The sequence below is a fragment of the Nocardioides sp. DN36 genome, assembly GCF_055380375.1.
Genome location: NZ_AP043823.1, coordinates 4,239,011 through 4,263,130, shown reverse-complemented (window position 1 = coordinate 4,263,130; position 24,120 = coordinate 4,239,011). Strand labels below are relative to the sequence as shown.

General features: G+C 74.7%; 23 protein-coding genes. 8 read left to right on the top strand and 15 right to left on the bottom strand.

Annotated elements, in window-relative coordinates; genetic code table 11:
* Nucleotides 1-197: 197 nt before the first annotated feature.
* Nucleotides 198-1,526, top strand: coding sequence for a sensor histidine kinase (locus ACZ43H_RS21440; protein ID WP_464586340.1), 1,329 nt, complete (start codon nt 198-200; stop codon nt 1,524-1,526).
* Nucleotides 1,519-3,567, top strand: coding sequence for a hypothetical protein (locus ACZ43H_RS21435; RefSeq protein ID WP_464586339.1), 2,049 nt, complete (start codon nt 1,519-1,521; stop codon nt 3,565-3,567). Before ACZ43H_RS21440 ends, ACZ43H_RS21435 begins: the two co-directional genes overlap by 8 nt.
* On the opposite strand, the gene ACZ43H_RS21430 is transcribed toward ACZ43H_RS21435, so the two are convergent.
* Together ACZ43H_RS21430 and ACZ43H_RS21425 are read right to left on the bottom strand one after the other, a co-directional pair.
* On the bottom strand, nt 3,505-3,900 hold the full coding sequence (locus tag ACZ43H_RS21430; protein ID WP_464586337.1) for a response regulator: 396 nt from the start codon (nt 3,898-3,900) through the stop codon (nt 3,505-3,507). The two genes, ACZ43H_RS21435 and ACZ43H_RS21430, sit on opposite strands and share 63 nt — an antisense overlap.
* A 108-nt stretch (nt 3,901-4,008) precedes the next feature.
* Nucleotides 4,009-4,689: a response regulator gene (locus tag ACZ43H_RS21425; RefSeq protein ID WP_464586335.1), complete on the bottom strand. Its 681-nt coding sequence runs from the start codon at nt 4,687-4,689 to the stop codon at nt 4,009-4,011.
* Between the two features lie 70 nt (nt 4,690-4,759).
* Here ACZ43H_RS21425 and ACZ43H_RS21420 point away from each other — a divergent pair, with 70 nt between their 5' ends.
* Nucleotides 4,760-5,638: a DMT family transporter gene (locus tag ACZ43H_RS21420; protein ID WP_464586333.1), complete on the top strand. Its 879-nt coding sequence runs from the start codon at nt 4,760-4,762 to the stop codon at nt 5,636-5,638.
* Nucleotides 5,639-5,678: 40 nt separating this feature from the next.
* Nucleotides 5,679-6,974: a cytochrome P450 gene (locus tag ACZ43H_RS21415; RefSeq protein ID WP_464586331.1), complete on the top strand. Its 1,296-nt coding sequence runs from the start codon at nt 5,679-5,681 to the stop codon at nt 6,972-6,974.
* On the opposite strand, the gene ACZ43H_RS21410 is transcribed toward ACZ43H_RS21415, so the two are convergent.
* The 10 genes from ACZ43H_RS21410 to ACZ43H_RS21365 form a co-directional block, all read right to left on the bottom strand.
* Nucleotides 6,940-7,812, bottom strand: a complete 873-nt coding sequence (locus ACZ43H_RS21410) for a hypothetical protein (RefSeq protein ID WP_464586329.1) — start codon at nt 7,810-7,812, stop codon at nt 6,940-6,942. The genes ACZ43H_RS21415 and ACZ43H_RS21410 overlap by 35 nt on opposite strands.
* A 54-nt stretch (nt 7,813-7,866) precedes the next feature.
* Nucleotides 7,867-8,787, bottom strand: a complete 921-nt coding sequence (locus tag ACZ43H_RS21405) for a sucrase ferredoxin (protein ID WP_464586328.1) — start codon at nt 8,785-8,787, stop codon at nt 7,867-7,869.
* Nucleotides 8,784-9,941, bottom strand: coding sequence for a cupin domain-containing protein (locus tag ACZ43H_RS21400; protein WP_464586327.1), 1,158 nt, complete (start codon nt 9,939-9,941; stop codon nt 8,784-8,786). Before ACZ43H_RS21400 ends, ACZ43H_RS21405 begins: the two co-directional genes overlap by 4 nt.
* 2 nt (nt 9,942-9,943) lie before the next feature.
* The gene (locus tag ACZ43H_RS21395) at nt 9,944-10,234 is read right to left on the bottom strand and encodes a hypothetical protein (protein ID WP_464586325.1); all 291 of its coding nucleotides are present in this window, start codon (nt 10,232-10,234) and stop codon (nt 9,944-9,946) included.
* Nucleotides 10,235-10,438: 204 nt separating this feature from the next.
* Nucleotides 10,439-11,317 (bottom strand): sucrase ferredoxin, encoded by an 879-nt coding sequence (locus ACZ43H_RS21390; protein WP_464586323.1) that lies wholly within the window; start codon nt 11,315-11,317, stop codon nt 10,439-10,441.
* 57 nt (nt 11,318-11,374) lie between these two features.
* Complete coding sequence (locus ACZ43H_RS21385; RefSeq protein ID WP_464586322.1) at nt 11,375-14,311, bottom strand: helix-turn-helix transcriptional regulator; 2,937 nt, start codon at nt 14,309-14,311, stop codon at nt 11,375-11,377.
* Between the two features lie 60 nt (nt 14,312-14,371).
* Nucleotides 14,372-14,515: a hypothetical protein gene (locus tag ACZ43H_RS21380; RefSeq protein ID WP_464586320.1), complete on the bottom strand. Its 144-nt coding sequence runs from the start codon at nt 14,513-14,515 to the stop codon at nt 14,372-14,374.
* A gap of 186 nt (nt 14,516-14,701) precedes the next feature.
* The gene (hutI, locus tag ACZ43H_RS21375; protein WP_464586318.1) at nt 14,702-15,871 is read right to left on the bottom strand and encodes an imidazolonepropionase; all 1,170 of its coding nucleotides are present in this window, start codon (nt 15,869-15,871) and stop codon (nt 14,702-14,704) included.
* On the bottom strand, nt 15,868-17,250 hold the full coding sequence (locus ACZ43H_RS21370; RefSeq protein ID WP_464586317.1) for a formimidoylglutamate deiminase: 1,383 nt from the start codon (nt 17,248-17,250) through the stop codon (nt 15,868-15,870). Before ACZ43H_RS21370 ends, hutI begins: the two co-directional genes overlap by 4 nt.
* Entirely contained in the window at nt 17,247-18,461 is a 1,215-nt protein-coding gene (locus tag ACZ43H_RS21365; RefSeq protein ID WP_464586316.1) for an allantoate amidohydrolase, read from the bottom strand. Before ACZ43H_RS21365 ends, ACZ43H_RS21370 begins: the two co-directional genes overlap by 4 nt.
* A gap of 10 nt (nt 18,462-18,471) precedes the next feature.
* Here ACZ43H_RS21365 and ACZ43H_RS21360 point away from each other — a divergent pair, with 10 nt between their 5' ends.
* The 4 genes from ACZ43H_RS21360 (at nt 18,472) to ACZ43H_RS21345 (ending at nt 22,471) form a co-directional block, all read left to right on the top strand.
* Nucleotides 18,472-19,113, top strand: a complete 642-nt coding sequence (locus ACZ43H_RS21360) for a nitroreductase family protein (protein WP_464586314.1) — start codon at nt 18,472-18,474, stop codon at nt 19,111-19,113.
* Between the two features lie 88 nt (nt 19,114-19,201).
* Nucleotides 19,202-20,536 (top strand): M20 family peptidase, encoded by a 1,335-nt coding sequence (locus tag ACZ43H_RS21355; RefSeq protein WP_464586312.1) that lies wholly within the window; start codon nt 19,202-19,204, stop codon nt 20,534-20,536.
* A 52-nt stretch (nt 20,537-20,588) separates the two neighbouring features.
* Entirely contained in the window at nt 20,589-22,112 is a 1,524-nt protein-coding gene (locus ACZ43H_RS21350; RefSeq protein WP_464586310.1) for an MFS transporter, read from the top strand.
* 8 nt (nt 22,113-22,120) lie between these two features.
* Nucleotides 22,121-22,471 (top strand): hypothetical protein, encoded by a 351-nt coding sequence (locus ACZ43H_RS21345; protein ID WP_464586308.1) that lies wholly within the window; start codon nt 22,121-22,123, stop codon nt 22,469-22,471.
* An 8-nt stretch (nt 22,472-22,479) separates the two neighbouring features.
* Here ACZ43H_RS21345 and ACZ43H_RS21340 read toward each other — a convergent pair whose 3' ends face one another.
* From ACZ43H_RS21340 to ACZ43H_RS21330, 3 genes are read right to left on the bottom strand one after another with little or no spacing between them, the layout of a single operon-like run.
* Entirely contained in the window at nt 22,480-22,866 is a 387-nt protein-coding gene (locus ACZ43H_RS21340; RefSeq protein ID WP_464586306.1) for a hypothetical protein, read from the bottom strand.
* On the bottom strand, nt 22,863-23,582 hold the full coding sequence (locus ACZ43H_RS21335; RefSeq protein ID WP_464586304.1) for a hypothetical protein: 720 nt from the start codon (nt 23,580-23,582) through the stop codon (nt 22,863-22,865). Before ACZ43H_RS21335 ends, ACZ43H_RS21340 begins: the two co-directional genes overlap by 4 nt.
* Nucleotides 23,576-24,049 (bottom strand): type VII secretion target, encoded by a 474-nt coding sequence (locus ACZ43H_RS21330; protein ID WP_464586303.1) that lies wholly within the window; start codon nt 24,047-24,049, stop codon nt 23,576-23,578. Before ACZ43H_RS21330 ends, ACZ43H_RS21335 begins: the two co-directional genes overlap by 7 nt.
* Nucleotides 24,050-24,120: the final 71 nt, after the last annotated feature.

Below are 24,120 nucleotides of genomic sequence, written 5' to 3'. Positions count from 1 at the left end.
TTCTCCTGAGGTAGGGGCCCACGGATCGGGGCAGGTCACCAGCACACGCCGTTCCACGGGTCCCGGGCGATCGGGCTGGGCGCACTCCGCCAGGCGGTGGCCGCCCGGACCCGGACGGGCGATCGTGCGGCCAGCCCCACCCCGGGGGTGGGGGCTGGCACCTCCCGCAGCGGGCCGCGAGCGCGCACACTGCTGACATGACCTGGTGGGCGGGACGGCGCCGTCGGACACGACGGGAGCTGGCCGCGGACGCCCTCGAGCTGGCCGGCCTGGTCGCCTTCGCCGTCCTCGTGTACGTCGTCGTCGTCCTCGGCGGCGGTGCGCTGACCGGCCGCACGTCCGAGCCCGCCCTCTCCCTCTCGGTGCTCGCGACCGCCGTGCTCGCACTGGCCTTCGACCCCGTGCAGACGCGGCTGGCCCGGGCCGCGGCAGGGGTGGCCCACGGCGGCGCGCCCCCGCCGTACGACGTGCTCCGCCGCTTCACCGCGACCGCCACGGGGACCTACCCCGCCGAGGAGCTGCCGGCCCGGATGGCCCGGGTGCTGGCCGAGGGCACCGGGGCCGCGTGGTCGCAGGTCTGGCTCGTGGTCGACGACCGTCCGGCTCTCGCGGCCACCTGGCCGCCCGGCGCGGTCCCCGAGGGCAGCGGCGTGGACCCGCCCCCGTGGGACGCGGACGTCCCCGGCCGGCGCCGGCTGCCCGTCCGCCACGGCGACGAGCTGCTCGGCGTCCTCGTGGTCCAGGAGCGCGACCACGTGGCGCTGACCTCCGTGGAGGAACGCCTCTTCGCCGGCCTCGCCGCCCAGGCCGGTCTGGTCCTGCGCAGCGCCCGGCTGCGGGCCGAGCTCGAGGGGCGGCTGGCGGAGCTGTCCCGCCGGGCCGAGGAGCTGCGGGCCTCCCGCCAGCGGCTGGTGGACGTGCAGGACGAACGCCGCCGGACCCTCGAGCGCGACATCCACGACGGGGCGCAGCAGCACCTGGTCGCCCTGGCCGTGAACCTCCGGCTCGCCCACACCCTCCTGGTGCGCTCACCGGACCGGGCCCGGGAGCTGCTCGTGAGCCAGCGGCAGGCGGTCGCCGACGCGATCGACACGCTCGGCCAGCTCTCCCGCGGCATCTACCCGCCGCTGCTGGCGGCGAACGGGCTGCCGGCCGCCCTCGACGCCGCGGTGACGACCGGCGCGGTCCCCGTCACGGTGACCGCCCACGACGTCGGCAGGTACTCCCCCAATGTCGAGGCCGCGGCGTACTTCTCCTGCCTCGAGGCGGTCCAGAACGCCGCCAAGCACTCCGGCGCCTCGAGGATCGGGGTGACGCTCGTCGGCGGGCCGGCCACCCTGACGCTCACCGTCGAGGACGACGGCGGCGGCTTCGACCCGGCCACCACCCCCGAAGGTGCCGGGCTGGCGAACATCCGCGATCGCGTCGAGTCGGTCGGGGGGACCGTCCGCACGGAGTCCGGTCCGGGTCGCGGCACCTGCGTCCGGGCCGTGCTGCCGGCCTCCGAGACAGCCGTCGGTGGTTGAGGTGCTGCCCCGCCTGGCCTGGTCCTTCGCAGGTCTCACCCTCGCCCTGGTGGTCGCGGACGTGGTGGTGTCGGCACAGTCCGTGTCGCTCACGTCCCAGACCGCAGTGGCCGTGCACGGCTTCCCGTTCGTGCACGGCGCCGTGCTCGGCTCGGCGGTGCTGGGGGCGGTGATCGTCTCCCGCTACGAACGTCACCCGATCGGCTGGCTGCTGGGCCTGGTCGGTGTCACGAGCGCCGTGTCGCTGCTCACCGAGGCCTACGCCTACTGGGTGCAGGAGGCCGACGGCCCGGGACCGGGCGCGCTCGGCAGCCTCGCCGCGTGGGCGTCCTGGCTCTTCGGCGGCCAGCTGGCGATCGCCGGGATCGCGCTGATGTTCCTGCTCGCCCCCGACGGCCACCTCGTGTCGCGGCGCTGGCGGTCCGCCGTCTGGATCACCGGGCTCGGCGCCCTGCTGTGCCTGTGCGCCGTGCTGTCGATGGACCCGGTGACCTTCCGGCTCGAGACGCAGGAGGACCTCGTCGGTCCCGTCCGGCGCGCGATGCTCACCGTCGGGTTCCTGATGATCAGCGGCGGCCTCGTGGCCTCGCTCGTGTCGATGCTCGGCCGGTGGCGACGCAGCCGCGGCGAGCAGCGCCAGCAGCTCCGGCTGATCGCGATCGCGGCCGGGCTGGTCGCCCTGGGCATCCTCAACCTGCTCGTGGTGCAGCTGCTGAACGGCGGCCGGCAGACCTGGCTCGCCGGTGTCCCGCTGTTCGTCGCCTACTTCCTGATGCCGATCCTCTTCGCGGTGGCCGTGCTGCGCTACCGGCTCTACGACATCGACGTCGTCATCAACCGGACGGTCGTCATCGCCGCCGGGACCGCGTTCGCGGCCGTCGGCTACACCACCCTCGTGGTGACGGTGGGCCGGCTCGTCGACGAGCGGACCGGGGGGTTCTGGCTCTCCCTCCTGGCGACCGCGCTGGTGGCGGTGGCCTTCCAGCCGCTGCGCCGACGCGTGGTGCGGCTGGCGAACCGGCTCGCCTACGGGTCGCGGGCCCAGCCGTACGAGGAGCTGTCGGAGTTCAGCCGGCGGCTCGCCGAGACGCCGTCCGCCGACACGCTGCTCCCCACGGTCGCGGCCGCGGCCGGCGAGGCCCTGGCGGCCCGGTCGGCCACCGCGACGCTGGCGGTGCCCGGGACCGGACCCGTCCGCGCCACCTGGGGCCGGCCGTCCGCCGGGGCCACCGACACCCACGCGGTCCCGGTGGTCGGGGAGGACGGCGTCCTCGGCTCCGTCGAGGTGGCCATCCCCCGGGGGCGCCGGCTGCGCGCTGCGGACGAGCGGCTCCTCCGCAGCCTGGCCGACCAGGCCGCCGTGGCGTTCCGCAACGTGGCGATGCAGGCCCAGCTCGCCGGGCACGTGGCCGAGCTGGACCGGACCACCCAGGAGCTCTCCGGGTCCCGGACGCGCGTGATCGAGGCCGACGACGCGGCCCGGCGCGCGCTGGAGGAGGCGATCTCGCGCGACGTGCTGCCGCACCTCGTCGCGGTCGCCGACGGCCTGTCACCCGCCGCTGCGTCCGCCGACGGGGCCGCCGCGGCGGTCGAGGAGCTGGTCGGCTCGGTCAACGCCGCCCTGGAGGCCCTGCGGGACCTCACGCGCGGCGTCTTCCCCACCCAGCTGGTGCGTGCCGGCATCGAGCCGGCACTGCGCTCGTTCCTGGCCCGCACCGACGCGTCGACCGAGCTGATCGTCGACCCGGCGGTGACCGGGTCGCGCTTCCCCGGGCGGGTCGAGGCGGCGGTCTACTTCTGCGCCGCGCAGGCGGCGGCCTCGGACCCGCCGCCGGACTCGATCGAGCTGGCGCTCGACGGGAGCGACCTGCTGCTCACCGTCCGTGGCGTCGCGGTCGCGCAGGTCGACCTCCGGGGCATCGTCGACCGGGTGGAGGCGGCCGGCGGGTCGGTGACCGGGGCGGGGCGGGCGCTGGCGTTACGCGTCCCCGCCGGCGCCGGTCGGGCCGACCTGGTGGCGAGCGGCCGACCAGGCCTCTGAGAGCCGGTCGGGACCGAAGGTCGCCTTGGCGAGGTACGCCGCGGCGCCTGACCCGGTCAGGTCGAACTGGTCCTCGTCGTACGTCGAGAGCAGCACCACGACCGGTCCACCGGCGGCCGTCAGCCGCCGGCTCGCCTCGATGCCGTCCAGGCCGGGCAGGTGCACGTCCATCAGCACCAGGTCCGGCTCCAGCTCGTCGACCGCGAGCAGCGACTCCTCGCCGGACGCGACCGAGCCGACGACGACGAACCCGTCGGTCTCACCGACGACGGTCGCCATCGCCCGACGGAACGGCTCCTGGTCGTCGACGATCAGGACACGGACCTGGGGCATCGGACACCTCCTCGGACGCCATCGTCCCCCTGGCACGGTGTCCCCGGGGAGGGTGCTGCCCGCACCCCTGGCTGCGGTTTCCCCCTCACCGCCACCCGGCCGTCCCCCTCACCGCGGCGTCGGACCGCCGGTGGCCTCGAGATAGGCCAGCACCGCCATCACCCGCCGGTTCACCTCGGACTCGTTGACCAGGCCGAGCTTCTGGAAGACCGACCCGACGTGCTTCTCCACCGCGCGCTCGCTCATGAACAGCGCCTTGGCGGTCGCGGCGTTGCTGCGTCCGGTGGCCAGCTCCTGGAGCACCTCCCGCTCGCGCTCGGTGAGGCCGGCGAGCGGCGAGCTGGTCTCCCGGCTGCCGCGGTCCAGCAGCCCCTCCACGACCTTCGGGTCCAGCGCGGAGCCGCCGCGCGACACGTCGTACAACGCCCGGACCAGGTCGTCGACCTGCGAGACCCGCTCCTTGAGCAGGTAGCCGAGCCCGGCCACCCCCTCGGAGAGCAGCTCGAAGGCGTAGTCCTCCTCGACGTACTGGGACAGCACGACGACCCCCGTGTCGGGGTAGTCGGCGCGGATCCGCTTCGCGGCGTCGATGCCCTCGGTGGTGAACGTCGGCGGCATCCTGATGTCGGTCAGCACCGCGTCGGGGCGGTGCGTGGCCACGGCCGCGTGGAGCGCGGCGGGATCGGCCACCGTCGCGACCAGGTCGACCTCGGCAACCTCGGTGAGCAGCCCCGCGACGCCCTCACGCACCAGGTAGTTGTCGTCGGCGAAGACGACGCGCACCGCCATGGGCTCACTCTAGGCCGCGCGACCCACCCGTAGGGTCGAGACGGTTGCCCCGTCCCGGCAGGAGGCCCCCGTGACGCCCTCGCTGATCGCGCTCGCCGCCGCCTGCGGCTTCGCGGTCTCGACGTCGCTGCAGCACCGCGCGGCCAGCGGGGTCCCCGGCTCCGCCGGCGCCGTGCGTCTCGTGCTCCGCCTGCTGACCACGCCGCTGTGGCTCCTCGGGTCCGCGCTCGGGCTGGTCGCCTTCGCGCTGCACGCCCTCGCCCTGCACCTGGGAGCGCTCGCGCTCGTCCAGCCACTGATGCTGTGCGGCGTCGTGCTCGCCGTCCCGGTGCGGGCGGCGCTGGGCCGACGCCTGCCGCACCGGGGTGAGCTGGCGGCGGTCTCGCTCACGGTGCTCGGTCTGGCGCTGTTCCTGTCCGCCACCCGCCTGACGAAGGGGCAGGCCGACCCCTCGGCCGGCCGGGCTGCGGCCGCGTGCGCGGGGGTGCTCGCGGCGTTCCTGCTCCTGACCTGGCTCGCGGCCCGGCAGCGGATCGCGACCAGGCGGGCGGCGCTGCTCGGGGCGGCCTCGGGAGTCGTCTTCGGCGCGATGGCCGGCCTGATCAAGTTCGTCGCGCACGACGTGCAGGTCGCCGGAGCGGTGCCGGCGCTCGCGACGTGGCGACCGTGGGTCCTGTTGCTGGCCGGGCTGGCCGCGGTGACCACGAACCAGCGGGCCTTCCACGCCGCCCGGCTGGCCGCGTCGATGCCGATCCTCAACGTCGTGAACGTGCTGGTCGCGATGGCGTTCGGCTGGATCGTGTTCGACGAGGCCCCGGTCCGGGGGCCGTTCTCGCTGACGGTCCAGCTCGGCGCGGCGGTCCTGGTGGTCGTCGGCCTCACCTGGATCGCCCGGCTGGAACCCGCCGTTCCCGGGAGAACACCGGCTCCCTCTCGACCCGGGGGCTAGGCTCGTCACGTCAGCAACACCCGCCTCCTGGGAGGGCCGCATGGCACGCGTCGCGAGCTTGCTCCGGGCACACACCAGGCGTGGCGTCCTGGCCCTGGCCGGCCGTCGTGGCGGCGACGTGGCCGGACTCGACAGGGTCCCGTCTCGGCTGACCTGGCCGTTGCGACGTGACGGCCTCGACCCCGGGGCCCGGTTGTCCCGGCTGAGCACGGACGAGCCCGTGCACCTGTTGACGAGCTTCCTGGGCCTGAAGGTGTGGCTCGTGACGTCTCCCGCACACGCGCGGGCCGTGCTCACGAACGAGGGCGACTTCAGCAACGACATCCGCCCGCTCGTCGGCACCCGCGGCCCGGTCACCGGCGGCGACATCGGCGGCCTCGGCTTCACCGACCCGCCCGAGCACACCCGGCTGCGGCACCTGCTGACCCCGCAGTTCACCGTGCGTCGACTCGAGCGGCTCCGCCCGCTCGTCACGGGCATCGTCGAGCGACAGCTCGACGTCCTGGCGTCCGGGGGGCCGGTCGCCGACCTGGTTCCGGAGTTCGCGTTCCCGGTCCCGTTCTCGGTGATCTGCGAGCTGCTCGGCCTGCCCGACCAGGACCGGGAGATCTTCCGGCAGCTCGGGTCGGAGCGCTTCGACGTGCGCCACGGCGGGCTCGGGACGTTCGGTGCCGCGTCGCGCTCCCGCGAGTTCCTCCTGGAGGCGACGCGTCGGCAACGGGCGCAGCCGGGGGACGGACTCATCGGCGACATCATCCGTGACCACGGGGACGAGGTCAGCGACCTCGAGCTGGCGGGGCTGGCGGACGGTGTGTTCACCGGCGGGCTCGAGACCAGCGCCAGCATGCTCGCGCTGGGCACCGCCCTCCTGCTCGAGCACCCCGAGGACTACCGGGCGCTCGTGGAGCGGCCGGAGAGCGTCGAGCCGACGGTGGAGGAGCTGCTCCGCTACCTGTCGGTGGTCCAGGTCGCGTTCCCGCGGTTCGCCCGGCGTGACCTGGTGCTCGGTGGCCGGGAGGTCGCGGAGGGCGACGTGGTGGTCTGCCACCTCGCGGCCGCGAACCGCGCCGGCCAGGGGAGGGACGGGTACGACGCCGCGCGCAGCCACGGGTCCCACCTCGCCTTCGGCCACGGCTTCCACCGGTGCGTCGGTGCCGAGCTGGCCAGGATGGAGCTGCGTACGGCGTTCCCGGCTCTCGCCAGGCGGTTCCCCGACCTGGCGCTGGCGGTCCCCCCGGACCGGCTCGACCTGCGTCAGCTGTCCATCGTGTTCGGGCTCGGCTCCCTGCCGGTGCGACTCGTCAGCGACCGGAGCGGGCCCTCTCCAGCTGGCTGAGCCGGGCCAGGGACGCGTCGGTGGCGAGCTCGCCGCGGGCCTCGGGGTGGTCGAGGTAGAAGCGGGCGAGGTCGAGCACGGCGTAGGGATCGACCGCGAGGTCGCCCGCGTCCACCGAGGGGCCGGTGCTGCCCGACAGCAGCCGCAGCGGGTCCGGCTCGACGGAGGAGCCCTCGCGCAGCTCGAAGCTCAACCAGTTGTGGACCTGCTCGTCGACCGAGGTGAAGGCGCCACGGGTCCGGCGCCGCCAGTGGGCGTGCACCCGCGCGACGTCGGCCCAGGGCACGGTGATCGTCTCCCTCCCGAGCCGCGTCACGACCGCTGCCGGCGTGAGCAGGAGGCCGCGCTCGACCAGCCGCCGGCTGCGGATCCCCGCCCGGCTCCCGAGCAGCAGCAGGGCGCCCAGCAGCAGCGCGAGCAGCGAGCCGAACACCTGGCCGAGGTCCCCGGCCTGCGCGCCCTCGACCGTCATCCCTCCGCCGGAGACGACCAGCACCACGCCGATGACCGCACAGGCCACGACCGTGGTGAGCCGCATCGGGTGGACCGGCAGCAGCAGGCCGGCGCCGTCCGCGCCGTCGTGACGGCGCGCCGGCAGCCGCTTGCGGGGCAGGTCCATGGGGAGCAGGCCGAAGCAGACGCCGACCACGACGAGGAAGACCGCGGCGAGGTACTTGCCCTGCACCCCGGCGGCGATGCCGGGGCCGATGAAGATCGCCGCGCCGAGGAGGCCGGCCACCCGCAGGACGATGCGGCGTCGCGGCTTGAGGTGCCATCCCGTCCCGACGGTGTTGAACGCAAGGGGTGTCGCCTGCTCGGTCATCGGCTGCTCGGTCACGGGCGGGTCCTACCCACCCGGGGCTCGCGGCACACCCGCGCCACGGGCAGGGTCTCAGCGGCGCTCGATGCCCAGCAGCTCGTGGTGGGGCAGCGGGTTGTCCCGGCCCGCGCGGCAGGTCAGCCGCGCCCGGTCGGGGCCGCGGGTGGTCCGCACGCGCACGGCGTACGACGCCCCGCCGACGTCGAAGACGGCCTCGGTGACGCCGTCGGCCACGGACCGGGCGGTGAGCACGAGCGCGTCGAGCCGGGTCTCGCCCAGGTCGCGTCGCAGCGCGATCTCGGCGTGCTGGACCGGCATCGGCAGCCCCGACCGGCCGCGCAGGTGGTCGAGGTCGAGCTGGCCGGAGAGGTGCGCGCCGGCGACCGCGAGGCCGGACTGCGGCTCGAGGCGCCCGTAGTAGAGACCGTGCGGCAGCACCAGCACGTTGCCGGCGAACCGGTCGCCTCCGATGTGCGAGACCTCCCAGGTCTCGTCGGGGTGGGCCTGCGTCAGAGTCCGGGCCAGCGGACGGCCGCGCTCGGCGCAGCACGCGTCGTGCCGGCCGTGGGTGCACACGCACAGCAACGAGCCGTCGTACGCCGGCAGCCCGCTCGGGCGACCGGCCCGCAGGCCGGCGAGGTCGAGGTCGAGCGCCTCGCCCAGGTCGTCCACCCGGGCGCCCTCGAGGCGGGGCCGGTGGGGGTGGGCGAAGGCGGCGAAGACCCACGGCCGGGTGACCCCGGGGCGGGCGTCGGGTCGACGCACGAGCAGCACCCGGACCCCCGCCTCGGCGGCCGCCGCGCGCAGCCGCTCGCCGAGGCCGTCGGGGAGGCGGGCGTCGCGCAGCGCGTCCACGCCCCAGGGGCCGGGGTGCTCGAGCAGCAGGTAGGCGCGCACCGTCGAGGCGGTGCCGGCGACGGACTCGTCGCGCAGCAGGCTGGCGGCCGCGCACCGGAAGTCCGGGTCGCCGGAGGCCGGCGCGGCCAGGGTCACGCCGGGCCCTCGGGGACGATCTCGAGCAGCCCCTCACGGACCAGGCGGCGGCACAGCACGAGGCGGGACTGCGGGTCGAGCACGCCGGCGAGGTCCCCCGGGGTGAGCCGCGGCCGGGCGCGGACCTCCTCCAGGGCGGGCCGGATCCGGGCGGGCACGTCCATCGACCGGTCGCCGAGCAGCACCTCCACCCGGTCGCCGCGGTCGAGCAGGACGCAGGGGTGACCCGGCCGGCGGCGCAGCGACGTCGAGTCGTCGAGGTCGGCCACGGCCAGCACGTCGCGCAGCCCGCCGGACAGCCGCGGGCCGCGGCCGGTGAGGAAGCGGCGCACCTCCCGCTCGACCGCCGCCGGGGCGTCGAGGTTGCGGATGTCGGCGGCGACCGCCTCGAGCAGGCCACCGAGCTCGTCGGCCAGGGTGACCGGGTCGTCGAGGTAGCCGGCCGGGAGGTGCTCGTCGGTGACGCCGTCGAGAACGGTGCGAACGCTGCGCTCGACCAGGCCGCGCCAGGTCAGCTGGTTGATGCCGAGGGTGACGTGGAGCGACACCGTCTCCTGGGCGCGGGCGGCGTGGGGGGTGCCGGTGGGGAGGTACATCGACAGGCCCGGCTCGAGCCGCACCTCCTCGACGCCGTCGGGGGTGTGCACCTCCCACTGCTTGGACCCGGCGGTCTGGAAGACGAAGACGTCGTGGGAGTCGGAGTGGACGTCGAACCCCTGGGCCCCCGGGGGCGTGAGGTAGGCGTTGGCCTGGCAGGGGTGGCCGAGCTCGAGCTCCAGCTCGGCCACCAGGCGGGTCAGCGGCGGCCAGTAGCGGTGCAGCCCCTGGAAGACCACCGTCGCGCCGTCGGCGAAGAGCGCGAGCGCCTTGCGCGCGTCGACCAGGCCGGTGAGCGGCTTGCCGGCCAGCGTCGCCCCGCGGGTGTACGACGCCTCCGGCAGCACCGCTCCGTCCCTAGCCAGCCGGATGCTCGGGGTGCGGATCGCGCTCGAGGTGAGCAGCTGGTCGGCGTCCGCCAGCGAGAGCAGCCCGACCAGGCGCTCCGGGTCGGTGCGGTGCAGGTGCACGCGTGACGCCCAGACCTTCGCGAGGAAGGTCTGGGCGTCACCGCTGAGCAGGTCGAGCGCGGAGCCGAGCTCGGTGGGATCGGCCACGGTCAGGACGCGTCGCCGTCCGTGGTGTCCGTCGCGTCGCCGTCGGTGCCGTCGGAGTCGGTGCCGTCGGAGTCGGTGCCGTCGGAGTCGCTCGCGTCGCCGTCGGTCGTGTCGGTCGCGTCGCCGTCGGTGCCGTCGGAGTCGGTGCCGTCGGAGTCGCTCGCGTCGCCGTCGGTCGTGTCGGTGGCGTCCCCGTCGGTGCCGTCCGCGTCACCCAGGCCGAGCGCCGGGTCGCCGGCGGGAGCGGTGGTCATGTCGTCGTCGCTGAGCGGCTCTTCGGGCGTGGTCGTCATGCGTCCTCCTGGGTCGGTGGTCGATGGCCGGGCACGGCTCTCGCCGGTCGGCCCGTGGCCAGTCTGCTGTGCTGCCCGGTGCCGGACAAGGCCGGCGACGGGTCACCGTGGGACCGATGTGTGGGTCGCTCCGGGCCCGACTTCTCAGCCAGTTCATGACGTTCTCGGGCGTTGCAACGGCTGAGAACGTCAGGAGTCACCGGTTCACCGGCGACTCCTGCGTACCCACGACCCGACCCGGTACTCCCAGCCCGCCTTGGTCGTGAGGTCGGCGCAGCTCTGCCGGCGCGGCGCGGCCGGGGTGCGCTCGACCTCCACGACGAAGTCGTCACGACCGGTCCCGAGGACGACCCGCCCGCCGTCGACCGCCCGCAGGTCCAGCGCGTCCACGTCGTCGAGCCCGAGCTCGGCGCGCAGGTGCAGCTCGGCGACCTGTGCGGCGGCGGGGTGCCCGGCCCGCCCGCGCAGGGAGGAGCGAGGGACCCGGCCCGCCTCGAGCTCCTTGGCGGCCGCGACCGCGGTGTCGGGGTCGAGGCGACCGAGGGCCATGCCGGAGGGCAGCGCCAGCACGGTGCCGGAGAACCGGTGCCCGCCGAGGTGGGTGGTCTCCCAGGTGGCCTCGGGCCAGTGCGCGGCGAGCGCCGCGGCCACGGGCCGGCCCACCTCGGCGCAGCAGCGGTCCCGGCGCCCGTTCGTGCAGACCAGCCACAGCGGGCCGTCGTACGCCGGGAGGTCGGGCGTGCCGGCCCGCAACGCGGCCACGTCGAGGTCGAGCAGCTCGCGCACGTCGGCGAGGAGGGCCGACCAGACCCGGGGCGTCCCGGTCAGGTGCGCGGCGAGGACCCGCACCCCGTCCCTGGTGGCGTCGTCGCCGCCGTGTCGACGGACCAGCTGCACCCGGACGCCCTCGAGGCCGCCGAGGAAGTCACGCACGTCCGCGGGCAGGCGGCTCTCGGCGACCGCCTTGCGGCCCCAGGGCCCGGAGTGCTCCACGAACAGCCAGACGCCGTCCTCGGGCGCGCTGCCCGCCATCGGCTCGGCATCGGCCAGGCTGGCGGCGGCGCAGCGGAAGTCCTCGGTCACGCTGCGATTGTGCCCGGTCGACCCCACGCGGCAGCCGCGTCGGCCCGGGGACCTGGCCTAGGAGATGAGGCCCCGGCGGCGGGCGATGGCCGCGGCCTCGGTTCGTCCGGTCGCGCCGAGCTTGCCGAGGATGTTGGACACGTGCACGCTCACGGTCTTGGCGCTGATGAACAGCTGCTTGCCGATCTCACCGTTGGACCGCCCCTCCGCGACCAGCGCGAGGATCTCGCTCTCGCGGGCGGTCAGCGAGTCGGAGGTGGCGTCGCCGCGGGAGGGGGTGCTGCCGAGAGCGCGCAGCTCGGTGAGCAGCGGCTCGGCTCCGAGCCGGTGCGCGGTCTCGCGCGCCCGGTCACCGACCGCGCGGGCGCCCGCCGGGTCGCCGCTGGAGCGCAGCACGGTGGCGAGCACGACCCTGACCCTGGCCAGCTCGTGGACGTCACCGAACTCCTCGACCAGCGCCTCCGCCTCCCGCCACGTCGCGAGCAGGTCGTCCAGCGCCGGCGCGTCCACGCCCGCCAGCCAGCGGACCCGGAGCGTCTCGGCGTCCAGGCGCCTCATCCACGCCCGACCCTCCGGGCCCCAGTGACCCGACGGGTCGGAGTAGCGGTCCAGCACGACGTGCCCGTCGGCGTGCAGGCGCTCGACCTGCTCGGCGTACGCCGTCCGCTCGGCCGCCGCGAGGTGCGGCATCGTCTGGGCCACCGACCCGGCGGCCACCGCGGCCAGCCGGATCCGGGCACTGAACCACGGGTGCCAGATCTGGCTCAGCTCGGCGACGACGTCGTCGTACACACGCAGCGCCGCAGCCGGGTCGCCGCGGCGCCCGGCCTGGCGCATCTCGACGGCGGCCGAGTGGATCGCGACCGCCCCCTCCTTGCGCCAGTAGCGGCGCAGGGCCGCTGCCTCCGCGGCCACGTCGGCGCCGCGGGCGTCCTCGACGTAGAGCCGGATGCTGTCGAGCAGCGCCCGCGAGATCGCCGGCGGGGACTGGCCGGTGACGTCGCAGAGGGCGAACAGCTCGTCCCACTCGCCGTTCACGAGCTTGACCCAGGCGAGCTGGTGGCGGGACTCGAAGGCGTACGGCGCCCACGGCACCCCGGCCTCGACCGCCCGGTCGACGGCGCTGCGGAACCAGCGCTCGGTCTCGTCGAACTCCGCCCAGTCCTCGTAGGAGCGGCCGAGCAGGAACCGGCCGCGCAGCTCGGCGTGCAGCGCCCCGGTCTGCTCCGCGCGGGCGACGGCCTCGGCCAGCGCGGAGCGCAGCGCCTCCTTGGGACCCGCCTTCTTCAGGCCGCTGAGCGTCGTGATCGCCTCGGAGGCGAGCTCGGGCAGGTCCAGCCGCTCGGCGAGGCCGAGCGCCTCCAGCCCCTGCGCCTGGGCCTCCTCGAGGCGCCCGTAGCCGGCGAGGATCCGGGCGTGCACGGCCAGCACCTTGGCGCGGAGCCCGCTGGCGCCCTCGGGTGCGAGCTCCACGGCCTGCCGGGAGATCCCGAGCGCGTCCTCCTGGGACTCGGTGACCACGAGCGCGTTCGCCCGGGCGGACAGCATCCGGGACCGCTGCGCCGGTGGGGCGTCCTCCGGCAGCCGGTCGAGCTGCTCGCCGACCAGGGCCGCGGCGCGGATCGCGTGGCCGCCGGCCATCAACGCGTCGCAGGCCTTGGCGACCAGCTTGGACAGGTCGCCGTCGAGCTCGACGGCCCGCCGGGGGTCGGCCAGCAGCTCGAGCGCCTGCTGGTAGTGCTGCGCGGCCTCGTCGGGGCCACCCACCGCGCTCGCCTCGTCGCCGGCCCGCACCGAGGCCGTCAGCGCGGTCTGCAGGTCCATCGCGAGCCGGGCGTGCCGGGCCAGCTCGGCGGCGGTGCCGCGGGCCGCGCCGGTGCGCAGGGCCTCGGCGTACGCCGCGTGGAGGCGCACGCGCTCGCCGGGCAGCAGGTCGTCGTACACCGCCTCGCCGAGCAGCGCGTGCCGGAAGGAGTAGTGCCCCTGACCGGCGACCAGGATGTTCATCTCGACCGCACGACGCAGGCCCTCGTCCAGGTCGGTGGAAGGCAGCCCGGAGGCGGCGGTGAGCATCTCGTGGGAGACCTTGCGGCCGGCCACGCTCGCCACGCGCACGACCTGGCGAGCGGCGTCGTCGAGCCGGTCGAGCCGGACCAGCAGCACGTCGGCCAGGTCGTCCGGCACCCAGCGGCCCGGGCCGGACACGGCGCCGACGAGCTCCTCGACGAAGAAGGCGTTGCCCTCCGCGCGGTCGACGATGTCGGCGATCTCGCACTCGTCGAGACCGTCGGCGTGCAGCTCGGCGATGAGCGCGCGGACGTCGGGGGCGGGGAGGGGACCGAGCTGGACGCGCTCGACCCCACGGATGCGGGACCACTCCGCGACCTGGCGGCGCAGGGGGTGGCGGCGGTGCAGGTCGTCGGAGCGGTAGGACGCCACGAGGGCGACCGGGCCGAGGAAGGGCCGGGAGAAGAGGAAGCTGAGCATGTCGCGCGTCGACTGGTCGGCCCAGTGGACGTCCTCGATGACGAGCAGCAGGGGAGCCTTGGCGGCGGCCGCCTCGAGCAGCGCGTGGACCGCCTCGAAGAGGTCGGCGCGGTCGAGGGCGGCGGACTCGGTGCCGGCGGTGCCGTCGGGAGCACCCAGCACGCGGCGGCCGGGCTGGAGCCGGGCCAGGGAGGAGTGCACGGTCGCGACGGTCTCGACCACGTCGGGGAGGTCGGCCGCGAGCCGGCCGAGGACCTCGGAGAACGGCAGGTAGGGCAGGGCGCTGTCGCCGAAGTCGAGACAGTGGCCGGCGAAGACCTGCCAGCCCTCGGTGAACGCGAGGTCGCGCAGCTCGGTGAGCAGCCGGGTCTTGCCGACGCCGGCGTCACCGGAGAGCAGGACCGCCGAGCGCTCCTGCCCGGGCACAGGACGGACGCCGAGCAACGAAGCGATCTCCGTCAGCTCGGCGTCTCGTCCCACCAGGACCTGGCTCGTCTGTGTCGCCACGTGGTCCATGATCCCGTGCGCGTCCACCGGATTCATCACCGTCGGGCCGTTTCCGGCGGATCAGCGGGGCTGGTGGCCGGTCACCGGCGCCCGGCGTCCCCGGACGAGGCGGGCCCGGCGCTGCCGGCCGCCGCGGGCGGACGAGATCTGCTCGGTGCGGTAGGCGATCTCGGCCTGGGCGAAGGAAAGGTTCGACTCGTACATGGTGGGCTCCTCAGCTCCTCGTTGGTGAGACGAGATTCGTCCACTGAGGTAGGCCCGCACATCGGGCAACTGCCTTATCGGTGGGCTGAGGTGGGGCCGGGTGCCTTAGGCGGCGGCCGCTTGTAACGCTCCGTTAGGGGCTCTGGTGCCCCGCCACAGAGGCGCACCAGAGCCCCTAACGGAGCGTTACAAGTTCGAGGTGACCGGCCGGCCCGCCTGCCAGACGCCGCGCACGAGGGGTACGCCGGGCCGGTAGGCCAGGTGCACGTGGGTCGGCGCGTCGAGCACCATCAGGTCGGCCCGGCGACCGGGGACCAGCGCGCCCACGTCGTCCCGGTCCAGCGCAGCGGCCCCCGTGGCGGTCGCCGCGTGGACGGCCTCGGCCGGGGTCATCCCCATCTCGCGGACGGCCAGCGCGATGCACAGCGGCAGCGAGCTGGTGAAGCAGGAGCCGGGGTTGCAGTCGCTGGCGATCGCGACCCGGACGCCGGCGTCGAGGAGCCGCCGGGCGTCGGGGTAGGGCTGCCGGGTCGAGAACTCCACCCCCGGCAGCAGCGTCGCGATCGTGCCCGAGTCGCGCAGGGCGTCGACGTCGGCGTCCTCGAGGTAGGTGCAGTGGTCCACCGCGACCAGGCCGAGCTCGGCGGCGAGGCGTACGCCGGGGCCCGGGCCGAGCTGGTTGGCGTGCAGGCGGCCACGGAGCCCCCGCGCGGAGCCGGCCGCGAGGACGGTCCGGGCCTGGTCGCCGTCGAAGGCGCCCCGCTCGCAGAACACGTCGATCCAGCGGGCGTGCGGCGCCGCGGCGTCCAGCATCGGGCCGGTGACCAGCTCGACGTACTGCTCCGGCGTCGTGCCCTGCGGCACCACGTGCGCGCCGAGGAAGGTCGTCTCCTCGGTGAACTGGCGGGCCACGGCGAGGCTGCGTGCCTCGTCGCGGACGCTCAGGCCGTAGCCGCTCTTGATCTCGACCGTGGTGGTCCCCTGCGCCCGCATCTCCTCGACCAGCCGGGCGACGTGGCTGGTCAGCTGCTCGTCGGTGGCGGCGCGGGTCGCGGCGACCGTCGTACGGATCCCGCCCGCGGCGTAGCTCTCCCCCGCCATCCGGGCCGCGAACTCCTGGGCGCGGTCGCCGGCGAAGACGAGGTGGCTGTGGCTGTCGACGAACCCGGGCAGCACCGCCCGGCCGCCGACGTCGACGCGCGCGTCCGCGTCCGGCGCCGCCGAGGCCGGCCCCACCCAGGCCACGTGGGCGCCCTCGAGGACCAGGGCGGCGTCCTGGACGACACCGAGCAGGTCGTCGGCGGCCGGGTCGTTGGTGACCAGCTCGCCGATGTTCGTGATGAGCGTGGAGGTCACGCCAGCCCCTTCCAGATCGCGTCGATCGCTGCGTCGAGCTCGCGCCCGATGTCGGCCCGGTCGCCCTGGCTGGCCACGACCCGACCGTCGACCATCACCCGGGTGACGTCCGCGGCCGCGGCCGCGAACACGGCGGTGCCCTCGTCGGCGCCGGTCCCGGCGGTCCGCACGCTCCTCGTGTCGAGCGTGACGAGGTCGGCGCGCATCCCGGTCCGGATCCCACCCGCGGCACCGAACCCGAGGCTGCGGTGGCCGGTCACGGTGGCCGCCTCGAGGAGCTCGGCGGCCCGCCAGTGGCCGCGCTGGCGGGTGGCGAGCCGCTCATCGAGCTCGACGGCCCGCATCTCCTCGAACAGGTCGACGACCGCCTGGCTGTCGCTGCCCAGGGTGAGCGGGCTGCCCGCGTCGTGCAGGGCCCGGCTCGGGCCGATCCCGTCACCGAGGTCCCGCTCGGTGGTCGGGCAGAAGCAGGCATGGGTGCGGCTCTCCCCCAGCAGCCGCACGTCCTCGTCGGCGAGGTGCGTGGCGTGCACCGCGGAGGTGGTGGGGCCGAGCACGCCGTGGTCCGCGAGGAGACGGGTGGGCGTGACGCCGTACGCCGCGAGGCAGGCGTCGTTCTCGGCGACCTGCTCGGACAGATGGACGTGCAGTGGCCGCCCCTGCTCACGGGCCGCCCAACCGGCGACGACCGGCAGCTGCTCGCGGGGCACCGCGCGCACCGAGTGGATCGCCGCGCCGACCACCACGTCGTCGGCCCCGGCCAGGCCGTCGACCCGTCGCGCCCACGCGTCCGCGTCGCCGTCGGAGTAGCGCACCTGGACGCCCTCGACCGGCTTGCCGAACCCGGAGCTGAGATAGCACGTGTCGAGCAGCGCGATCCGGATGCCTGCCTCACGCGCCGCCTCGACCAGAGCGTGGCCCATGACGTTCGGGTCGTCGTACGGCGTGCCGTCGGGCTGGTGATGGAGGTAGTGGAACTCGCCCACCGCGGTGATCCCCGCGGCCACCATCTCCCGGTAGGTCGCCCGGGCGAGGGTGAAGTACGTGTCCGGGTCGAGGGTCGCCGCGACGGCGTACATCTGCTCGCGCCAGGTCCAGAACGTGCCCCGGTCGCGCTGGGTGCGCCCCCGCAGTGCCCGGTGGAAGGCGTGGCTGTGGCAGTTCGCGAGGCCGGGGAGGGTGAGGCCGGGGACCCGGACGGAGTCACCGGCTGGCCGGGTACTCCTGTGGTTGTCGACCGTTGCACCGGCCGACAAGCGAGAGGAATGGTCGACAACCTCCACCGAGGTGAAGATCCCGTCCTCGATCTCGACGAGCACGTCGTCACGCACGGCCCCGTCGACCCACGCCCGCTCCAGGAGGTACGACGTGGCGCTCACCGCGCGAGCCTCTCCAGCGTGTCGGCGAGGGCGGAGACACCCACCAGGCAGTCGGGCATCGAGGCGTGCTCCTCGGGCGAGTGGGAGATCCCGGTGGGGTTGCGGACGAACAGCATCGCGGTCGGCACCCCCGCGGCCGAGAGGATCCCGGCGTCGTGGCCGGCCTGGGTCGGGATCACCGGCCAGTCACCGGACTCGTGGTCGGCGGCGACGAGCCGCGCCAGGTCGGGGTCGAAGGCCACGGCCGACGACACGGACTCGGCGGTCATCCGCACCGAGGTGCCGTCCCGTTCGGCGCGCTCGGTCGCCTGCCGCTCGACCGTCCCCACGAGGGACGCGAGCTCGTCGTCGTCCGAGCACCGCGCGTCCAGCCACGCGGTCACCCGCGACGGGATCGCGTTGGTGCCGTTCGGCACGACCTCGAGCCGGCCGAAGGTGGCGCGCTGGCCGGCCAGCCGCGCCTGCTTGTTCGCGGCCAGCGCCGTCATCGCGTAGGTCAGCATCGGGTCGGCCCGGTCCTCCATCCGGGTGGTGCCCGCGTGGTTGGCGGCACCGGTGATGTCGAAGCGGTAGCGACCGTGCGGCCAGATCCCGCTGGCCACCCCGACCGCCTCGCCGCGATCGACCAGGTCGCGCCCCTGCTCGACGTGCAGCTCCACGAAGCACGAGACCTTCGCCGCCAGGTCCCACGGCTCGTACGACGCGGCGCCGAGACCGGACCCGGCCAGCGCGTCCTCGAACGAGACACCGTCCCGGTCCCGCAGCCCGAGCGCGTCGCGCCACGCGACCGTCCCCGCGGCGAGCCGGGAGCCGAGGCAGGCCAGGCCGAAGCGCGACCCCTCCTCCTCGACGAAGACCGACACCCCGACCGGCCGCGCCGGCACGAAGCCGCGGGACCGCAGCACGTCGACCGCCTCGAGCGCCGAGACCACGCCGAGCGGGCCGTCGTACGCACCGCCGTCGAGCACCGAGTCGAGGTGCGATCCGGTGAGCACGCCCGGCCCGGTGACGCCCGCGGGCTCCCACCAGGCGACGAGGTTGCCGACCGGATCGGACTCGAGCCGCAGCCCCCGCGCGGTCGCCTGCTCGACGAACCAGGCGCGGAGCTCGGTCTCGGCGGCGCCGTACGGCTGGCGGAAGTAGCCGCCCGACCGCGCCGACCGCCCGACCGGCGCGAGGTCGGCCCACATCCGTTCGAAGTCGTCAGGCATGCTGCGCCCCATGGAGTTCCAGGACGTCGTACGCCGTCGCCGGATGGTCCGCAGCTACGCCGAGACCCCCGTCGACCCCGCGGTCGTGGACCGGGCGCTGGCCAACGCCACCCGCGCCCCGAGCGCCGGGTTCAGCCAGGGCTGGGCGTTCCTGGTCCTCGACACCCCCGAGGACGTGCGCCGCTGGTGGACGACCACCTCCGACGACGTCGAGCACCCCGACGCCTGGCTGGCCGGGATGATGCGGGCGCCGGTCGTGATCGTCCCTTGCTCCAGCAAGGCCGCCTACCTGGGCCGGTACGCCGAGCCGGACAAGGGCTGGACCGACCGGGACGAGGCGCGCTGGCCGATGCCGTTCTGGCACATGGATGCGGCGATGGCGAGCCTGCTCATCCTGCAGACCGCGGTCGACGAGGGCCTGGGCTCCTGCTTCTTCGGCATCCCGCCGGACCGCGACGCCGCGGTGCGCCGCGAGTTCGGCATCCCGGACACCTTCGACCCGGTCGGCGTGATCACTCTCGGCCACCCCGGCGACGAGGCGTCGGGGGCGAAGGGCTCCCCGTCGCGACGCCGGCGCAAGCCGCTGGCAGAGGTCGTCCACCGTGGCCGGTGGGGGCAGGAGCGGGGGCACGCCTCCAGTCCATCGGCGTAGGCGGTCGCGGTCAACGAGCCACCCCGCACGTCGGTCTCACATCCGAGACATCCGGCGCCGGACGCGCAACCCGGATAGCGTCGGCCCCATGGGGACCAGCGACACCCGCGCGGTGGCGAAGCTGCAGGCGCTGGTGCGCATCCCGACCGTGTCGCACCGGGATCCCGACCGGGTCGACACGGCCGAGTTCGACCGGTTGCTCACCGAGCTGGAGCGCCAGTTCCCCCTCCTGCACGAGCACCTCGAGATGACCCGGGTCCACACCCACGGACTGCTGCTCCACTGGCGCGGCACCGGCGACGCGGCCCCGGCCGTGCTCATGGCGCACCTCGACGTCGTCCCGGTGGACGAGGACGCCCCCTGGCAGCACCCGCCCTTCGGCGCCGAGATCGTCGACGGCCACGTCTGGGGCCGGGGCACCCTCGACGACAAGGGCTCCCTCGTGGCGATCTGCGAGGCGGTCGAGACCCTGCTGGAGCGCGGCTTCCGGCCCGCCCGCGACGTGTGGCTCTCCTTCGGCTGCGACGAGGAGGTGATGGGGCAGGCCGCCCCGCTCGCCGTCGCAGAGCTGGTACGCCGCGGGGTGCGCCCCTGGTTCGTCCTCGACGAGGGCGGCGCCGTGGCGCACGAGGCGTTCCCCGGGGTGCACGCACCCGTCGGTGTCATCGGCGTGACCGAGAAGGGCACCACCTCGCTCGAGCTGCGGGTCGAGGGCCGCGGCGGCCACGCCTCCACCCCGGCGAGGATGGGGCCCACCGCCCGGCTCGCCCGCGCCATCGTGCGGCTCGACCGGAGCCCCATGCCGGCCAGCACCCCCGAACCCACCCTCGAGCTGTTCCGGCGGATCGCGCCGCACGCGCCGCTGCCGCTGCGCCCGCTGATGGCCAACGCCGCCCGGCTCCGCCCGGTCCTCACGCGCGCCCTGCTCGCAGCCGGCCCCGAGACCGCCGCGATGACCCGCACGACCTTCGCGGTCACCACGCTCTCGGGCTCGCCCGCGCTCAACGTGATCGCGTCCACCGCCCGGGCCGGCGTGAACATCCGGATCATGGTCGGCGACACGGTCGCCGGGGTGGTCGAGCACGTCCGCAGGGCGATCGGCGACGACCAGGTCCACATCGACGTCGTCGAGCACGGTGAGCCGAGCCCGGTCTCCCCCGTCGACGACGTCGCGTTCCGGCTGCTCGAGTCGACGATCGCCGAGGTCTTCCCCGACGCGGTCCCCGCGCCCTACGTCATGATGGCCGCCACCGACTCCCGCGCCTTCACCCAGATCTGCGAGCGCGTCTACCGGTTCGCGCCGTTCCGGATGACCAAGGCGCAGCGCGAGTCGATCCACTCCTACGACGAGCACCTCGGCGTCGACGACCTCCTCGACGGCGTGCGGTGGTACCGCCGCCTCCTCGAGGAGCTGCCCGGATGAGCCGCGGCCCGCAACGCACGACCGGTGACCGCCCGACGACAGGACTCCCCCGATGACGGGCCTCGACCAGCTCGACCAGCGCCCCGACGGCTCCGACGGCTCCGACCGCTCCGACGGCGCCGTCCGCGCGGGGGCGCGCAGCCTCGTCGCGGTCGTGGGGTTCCTGGTCTGCGTCGAGATCGCCAGCGGCGTCCTGCAGGGCTACTACACGCCGATCTGGAAGGACGTCGCCGGCCACCTCTCGATGCGCGACGCCGACGTCAACTGGTTCGAGGCCGCCCAGCTGGTGGTGTCCGCCCTGGTGGTGCCGTTCCTGGCCCGGCTCGGCGACCTGGTGGGCCACAAGAAGGTGCTGCTGCTCTCGACGGCGGTGACCGCGCTCGGCTCCTGGATCCTCGCGTTCGCGCCCTCCTTCACCACGTTCCTGATCGGCTTCGCGATCCAGGGCGCGTACGTCGTGTGGCTGCCCATGGAGATCGCGATCATCCACCGGCGCACCGCCGGCACCGGCCGCCAGGACCTGCTGACGAGACGGGCCGCCGCGGTGTTGGTGTGCGCCCTGGAGCTGGCCGTCATCGTCGGTGCGCTGACCAGCGGCAGCCTGGTCGAGAGCACGTCGATGACCGTGCTGCTCATGCTGCCGGCGATCGTGGTCACCTTCGTGCTCGTGCTGGTGTGGGCCGGGGTCGAGGACCGGCCCGGTGTGTCCACCGGCGGCCTGGACCTGACCGGCCTGGGGCTGGTCACGCTCGCGCTGGGCCTGGTCATGGCGGGCCTGATCGTCGTCCGGCTGGAGGGTCCGGGCAGCCCCGTCGCCTGGGGGCTGGTCGCGCTCGGGCTGGCCACGACGGTGCCGTTCGTGCGCTACGAGGCCGCCCACGACGACCCGGTGGTCGACGTGCGCCTCCTGGCCCGGCGGGGGCAGTGGCCGGTCCAGCTCACGGCGTTCCTCTTCGGCATGTCCGTGCTGGGCGCCCAGATCCCGCTGTCGACCTTCGCCCGCACCGACCCCGAGGTCGCCGGCTACGGCCTGGGGGCCGACGCCGGTTTCGTCTCGACGCTGATCGGCCTCTACGTCGTCTGCCTCGCGGTCGGCGCGTTCACGCTGCCGCTGACGGCGCGCGTGCTCGGGCCGCGCGGAGCGCTGGTGCTCTCCTCGCTCCTGGTCGCCCTCGGCTACGCGCTGTGGCTGCCCTTCCACGACACCACCTCCCAGGCGCTGGTCAACATGGCGGTCGCCGGCATCGGCTCGGGGGCCCTGGTCGCGGCCCTGCCCGCCACCGCGGCCGCCGCCGCCCCGCCGGAGCGCACGGGATTCGCGACCGGGATGACCAACGCGACCAAGACGGTCGGTGGTGCCATCGCCTCGTCGGTCTTCGCGATCGCGCTCGCGTCCACCGGTTCCCTGGACGAGCCGACCGAGGGGCACGCCCCGCTCGCGGGCTACCTCACCGTCTGGACGGTGTGCGCGGTCGCCGCACTGCTCGCCGCGGCCGTGCTGCTGCTGATGCCGCGCGACCCGTCCACGGAGGCGGCGGCGGTGCCGGAGGAGTGGGCGCGCGACGGCTGGGCATGATGACCGCCATGTCGTCCCCCCACCGCGACCAGTCCCCGGCCGAGCGCGCCCGCCAGCGGCGCGACCGCAACACCGGGGTGAGCAACCAGGTCAGCACGCTGAGGTACGTCGCCATCGCCGTGCCCCTCGTCGTCATCGGGCTCGCCGCCACCACCGCGAGCCTCGTCCTCGGTCCGGAGGCGAGCAAGGTCGCCGGCGGTGTGCTGCTCATCGTCGCCGGAGCGCTGACGCTGCAGGCGAGCAGGCTGCACAACGCCGCCATGGTCCGCGACGGCGTGCCGTCGTACGGTCGCGAGCTGGTCTGGTTCGTCGCCGCGTTCGCGGCTGCGGTCGCCGGCTTCTACCTGATCGGCCACTGACCCCGGGACTAGGCGTCGCGGCGTGGTGGCGGGTCCGCGGGACGGAACTCCACCTCGGCCTCGGGCTCCGGGGCGGGCGGCAGGCCCAGCTCCGTGCGCAGGGCCTCGTCCTGCCGCTGCGCCTCGCGGGTGAGGGCGAGCTTCTCGTCCTCGGACATCTCCTCGTAGCGGCGGCCGAAGGTCCCCATCCCCCGGGCCAGGACGCTCGCGAACGCGGGATCGCGCACCAGCTCGCGCAGGCTGGTGCGGCCGTCGAGCACGCGCCGGATCTCGCCGGCCACCCGCGGGTCGTCGACGTGGTCGCGCAGGACCACCAGGCTGCGCCGCAGCTGCTCGGCCGCGACCGGGTCGCCCTTGGCGAACGCCAGCACCGAGTCCGGCACCTGCTCGCTCACGCGACCCCCGGGTTGTCGTAGGCACCGGGCAGCTCCAGACCGTCCCCGGTGTCGAGCGCGCCGAGGTAGCCGGCGGTGGTCCCGACGACGGCGTCGGCGATGGTGACGGCCAGCTCGTAGGCGGCCTGGGCGTCGCGCCACATGTCGAGGACCTTCTTCGCGTCGCTGATCGCCCACGCCCCGGCGATCAGCGAGCCGACGACCGTCTCGCTGAGCGCGACGGCCGCGGCGGCCTTGATGCCCATCTCGATGAGCTTGTCCTCCATGTCGTGCATGATGTTGCCGACCGCCTCGGCCATCTCGAGCATGCCGGCGGCGACCGTCTGGTAGTCCTTGGCGAGGCCGTGCAGCGGCTGGTTGAGCTGGTCGACCGCGATGGCGAGGTTCTCGAAGTACGCCGTCGCCGACGACGCCGCGTGCCCCTTCCAGTCCAGCATCATCTCGGCGGACTCGTCGTGGATCGCGCGACCGAGCGCCTGGGTGTACTCCGCGAGCTGGGTGAGCGCCGACGACGCGACGCTCATGCCCTGCCAGTCGCCGGCCACCCACTCGCCCACGATCTCGCCCGGGTTGAAGTGGAAGACGAACTCGATGCCCTTGCGGAGGTACTCGCTCGGGGTCAGCCAGCTGGTGACGTCGAGGATCTCGTTGAGGGCGCTGGGGATGGGCTCGACCGGGTAGGGATACCCCAGGACGCCGCTCGGCTGGCTCACCACGACCCGCCACCTCCTCCGCCGCCGCCGTTGCCGGTCGACGGGGGCGGCGAGGACTCCGGCCCGGGCTCCGGGTGGGACGGCGGCTCGTAGTCGTCGGGCCTGGTCGGCGTCGTGTCGTCGAAGTCGTCCTTGACGTCGTCGTAGGTGCTCCCGGCGGGGAGCGGACCGACCTCGGCGAGCTTGCGGTCCATCGCCACGGCGACGCCGTGGTCGGTGGTGTCGTACATCCGCGCGGTCGCCCGCAGCTCGGCGGCCGACCCGTGCCCGACCTCCTCGAGCCGCTTGAACAGGTCCTGGAGGTGACCGCGGACGGCGCTGTTCACATGGCTGATCTGCACGAACATCCCGGTGTCGGTGACGACGAGGTGCTGGTCGGCGTAGCTCGCGGCGGTCGCCACGTCGTCGGCGTTGGCGGACAGGCGGTTCGCGCACGCACGCAGCGTCGAGGTGTGCACGGAGAGGTCCATGCGTGCAGGGTGCCACCGACGCCTGCGGCGCAAACCCCGTCGGCGTTCGCCGCCCACCGACTATCCTCGAG

What these genes read in the sequence shown, in the direction of transcription:
- ACZ43H_RS21350 (WP_464586310.1), top strand. Translation starts at nt 20,589, where the DNA reads ATGACGGGCCTCGACCAGCTCGACCAGCGCCCCGACGGCTCCGACGGC.
- ACZ43H_RS21330 (WP_464586303.1), bottom strand. Translation starts at nt 24,049, where the DNA reads ATGGACCTCTCCGTGCACACCTCGACGCTGCGTGCGTGCGCGAACCGC.
- ACZ43H_RS21355 (WP_464586312.1), top strand. Translation starts at nt 19,202, where the DNA reads ATGGGGACCAGCGACACCCGCGCGGTGGCGAAGCTGCAGGCGCTGGTG.
- ACZ43H_RS21415 (WP_464586331.1), top strand. Translation starts at nt 5,679, where the DNA reads ATGGCACGCGTCGCGAGCTTGCTCCGGGCACACACCAGGCGTGGCGTC.
- ACZ43H_RS21380 (WP_464586320.1), bottom strand. Translation starts at nt 14,515, where the DNA reads ATGTACGAGTCGAACCTTTCCTTCGCCCAGGCCGAGATCGCCTACCGC.
- ACZ43H_RS21365 (WP_464586316.1), bottom strand. Translation starts at nt 18,461, where the DNA reads ATGCCTGACGACTTCGAACGGATGTGGGCCGACCTCGCGCCGGTCGGG.
- ACZ43H_RS21360 (WP_464586314.1), top strand. Translation starts at nt 18,472, where the DNA reads ATGGAGTTCCAGGACGTCGTACGCCGTCGCCGGATGGTCCGCAGCTAC.
- ACZ43H_RS21345 (WP_464586308.1), top strand. Translation starts at nt 22,121, where the DNA reads ATGTCGTCCCCCCACCGCGACCAGTCCCCGGCCGAGCGCGCCCGCCAG.
- ACZ43H_RS21440 (WP_464586340.1), top strand. Translation starts at nt 198, where the DNA reads ATGACCTGGTGGGCGGGACGGCGCCGTCGGACACGACGGGAGCTGGCC.
- ACZ43H_RS21430 (WP_464586337.1), bottom strand. Translation starts at nt 3,900, where the DNA reads ATGCCCCAGGTCCGTGTCCTGATCGTCGACGACCAGGAGCCGTTCCGT.
- ACZ43H_RS21425 (WP_464586335.1), bottom strand. Translation starts at nt 4,689, where the DNA reads ATGGCGGTGCGCGTCGTCTTCGCCGACGACAACTACCTGGTGCGTGAG.
- ACZ43H_RS21395 (WP_464586325.1), bottom strand. Translation starts at nt 10,234, where the DNA reads ATGACGACCACGCCCGAAGAGCCGCTCAGCGACGACGACATGACCACC.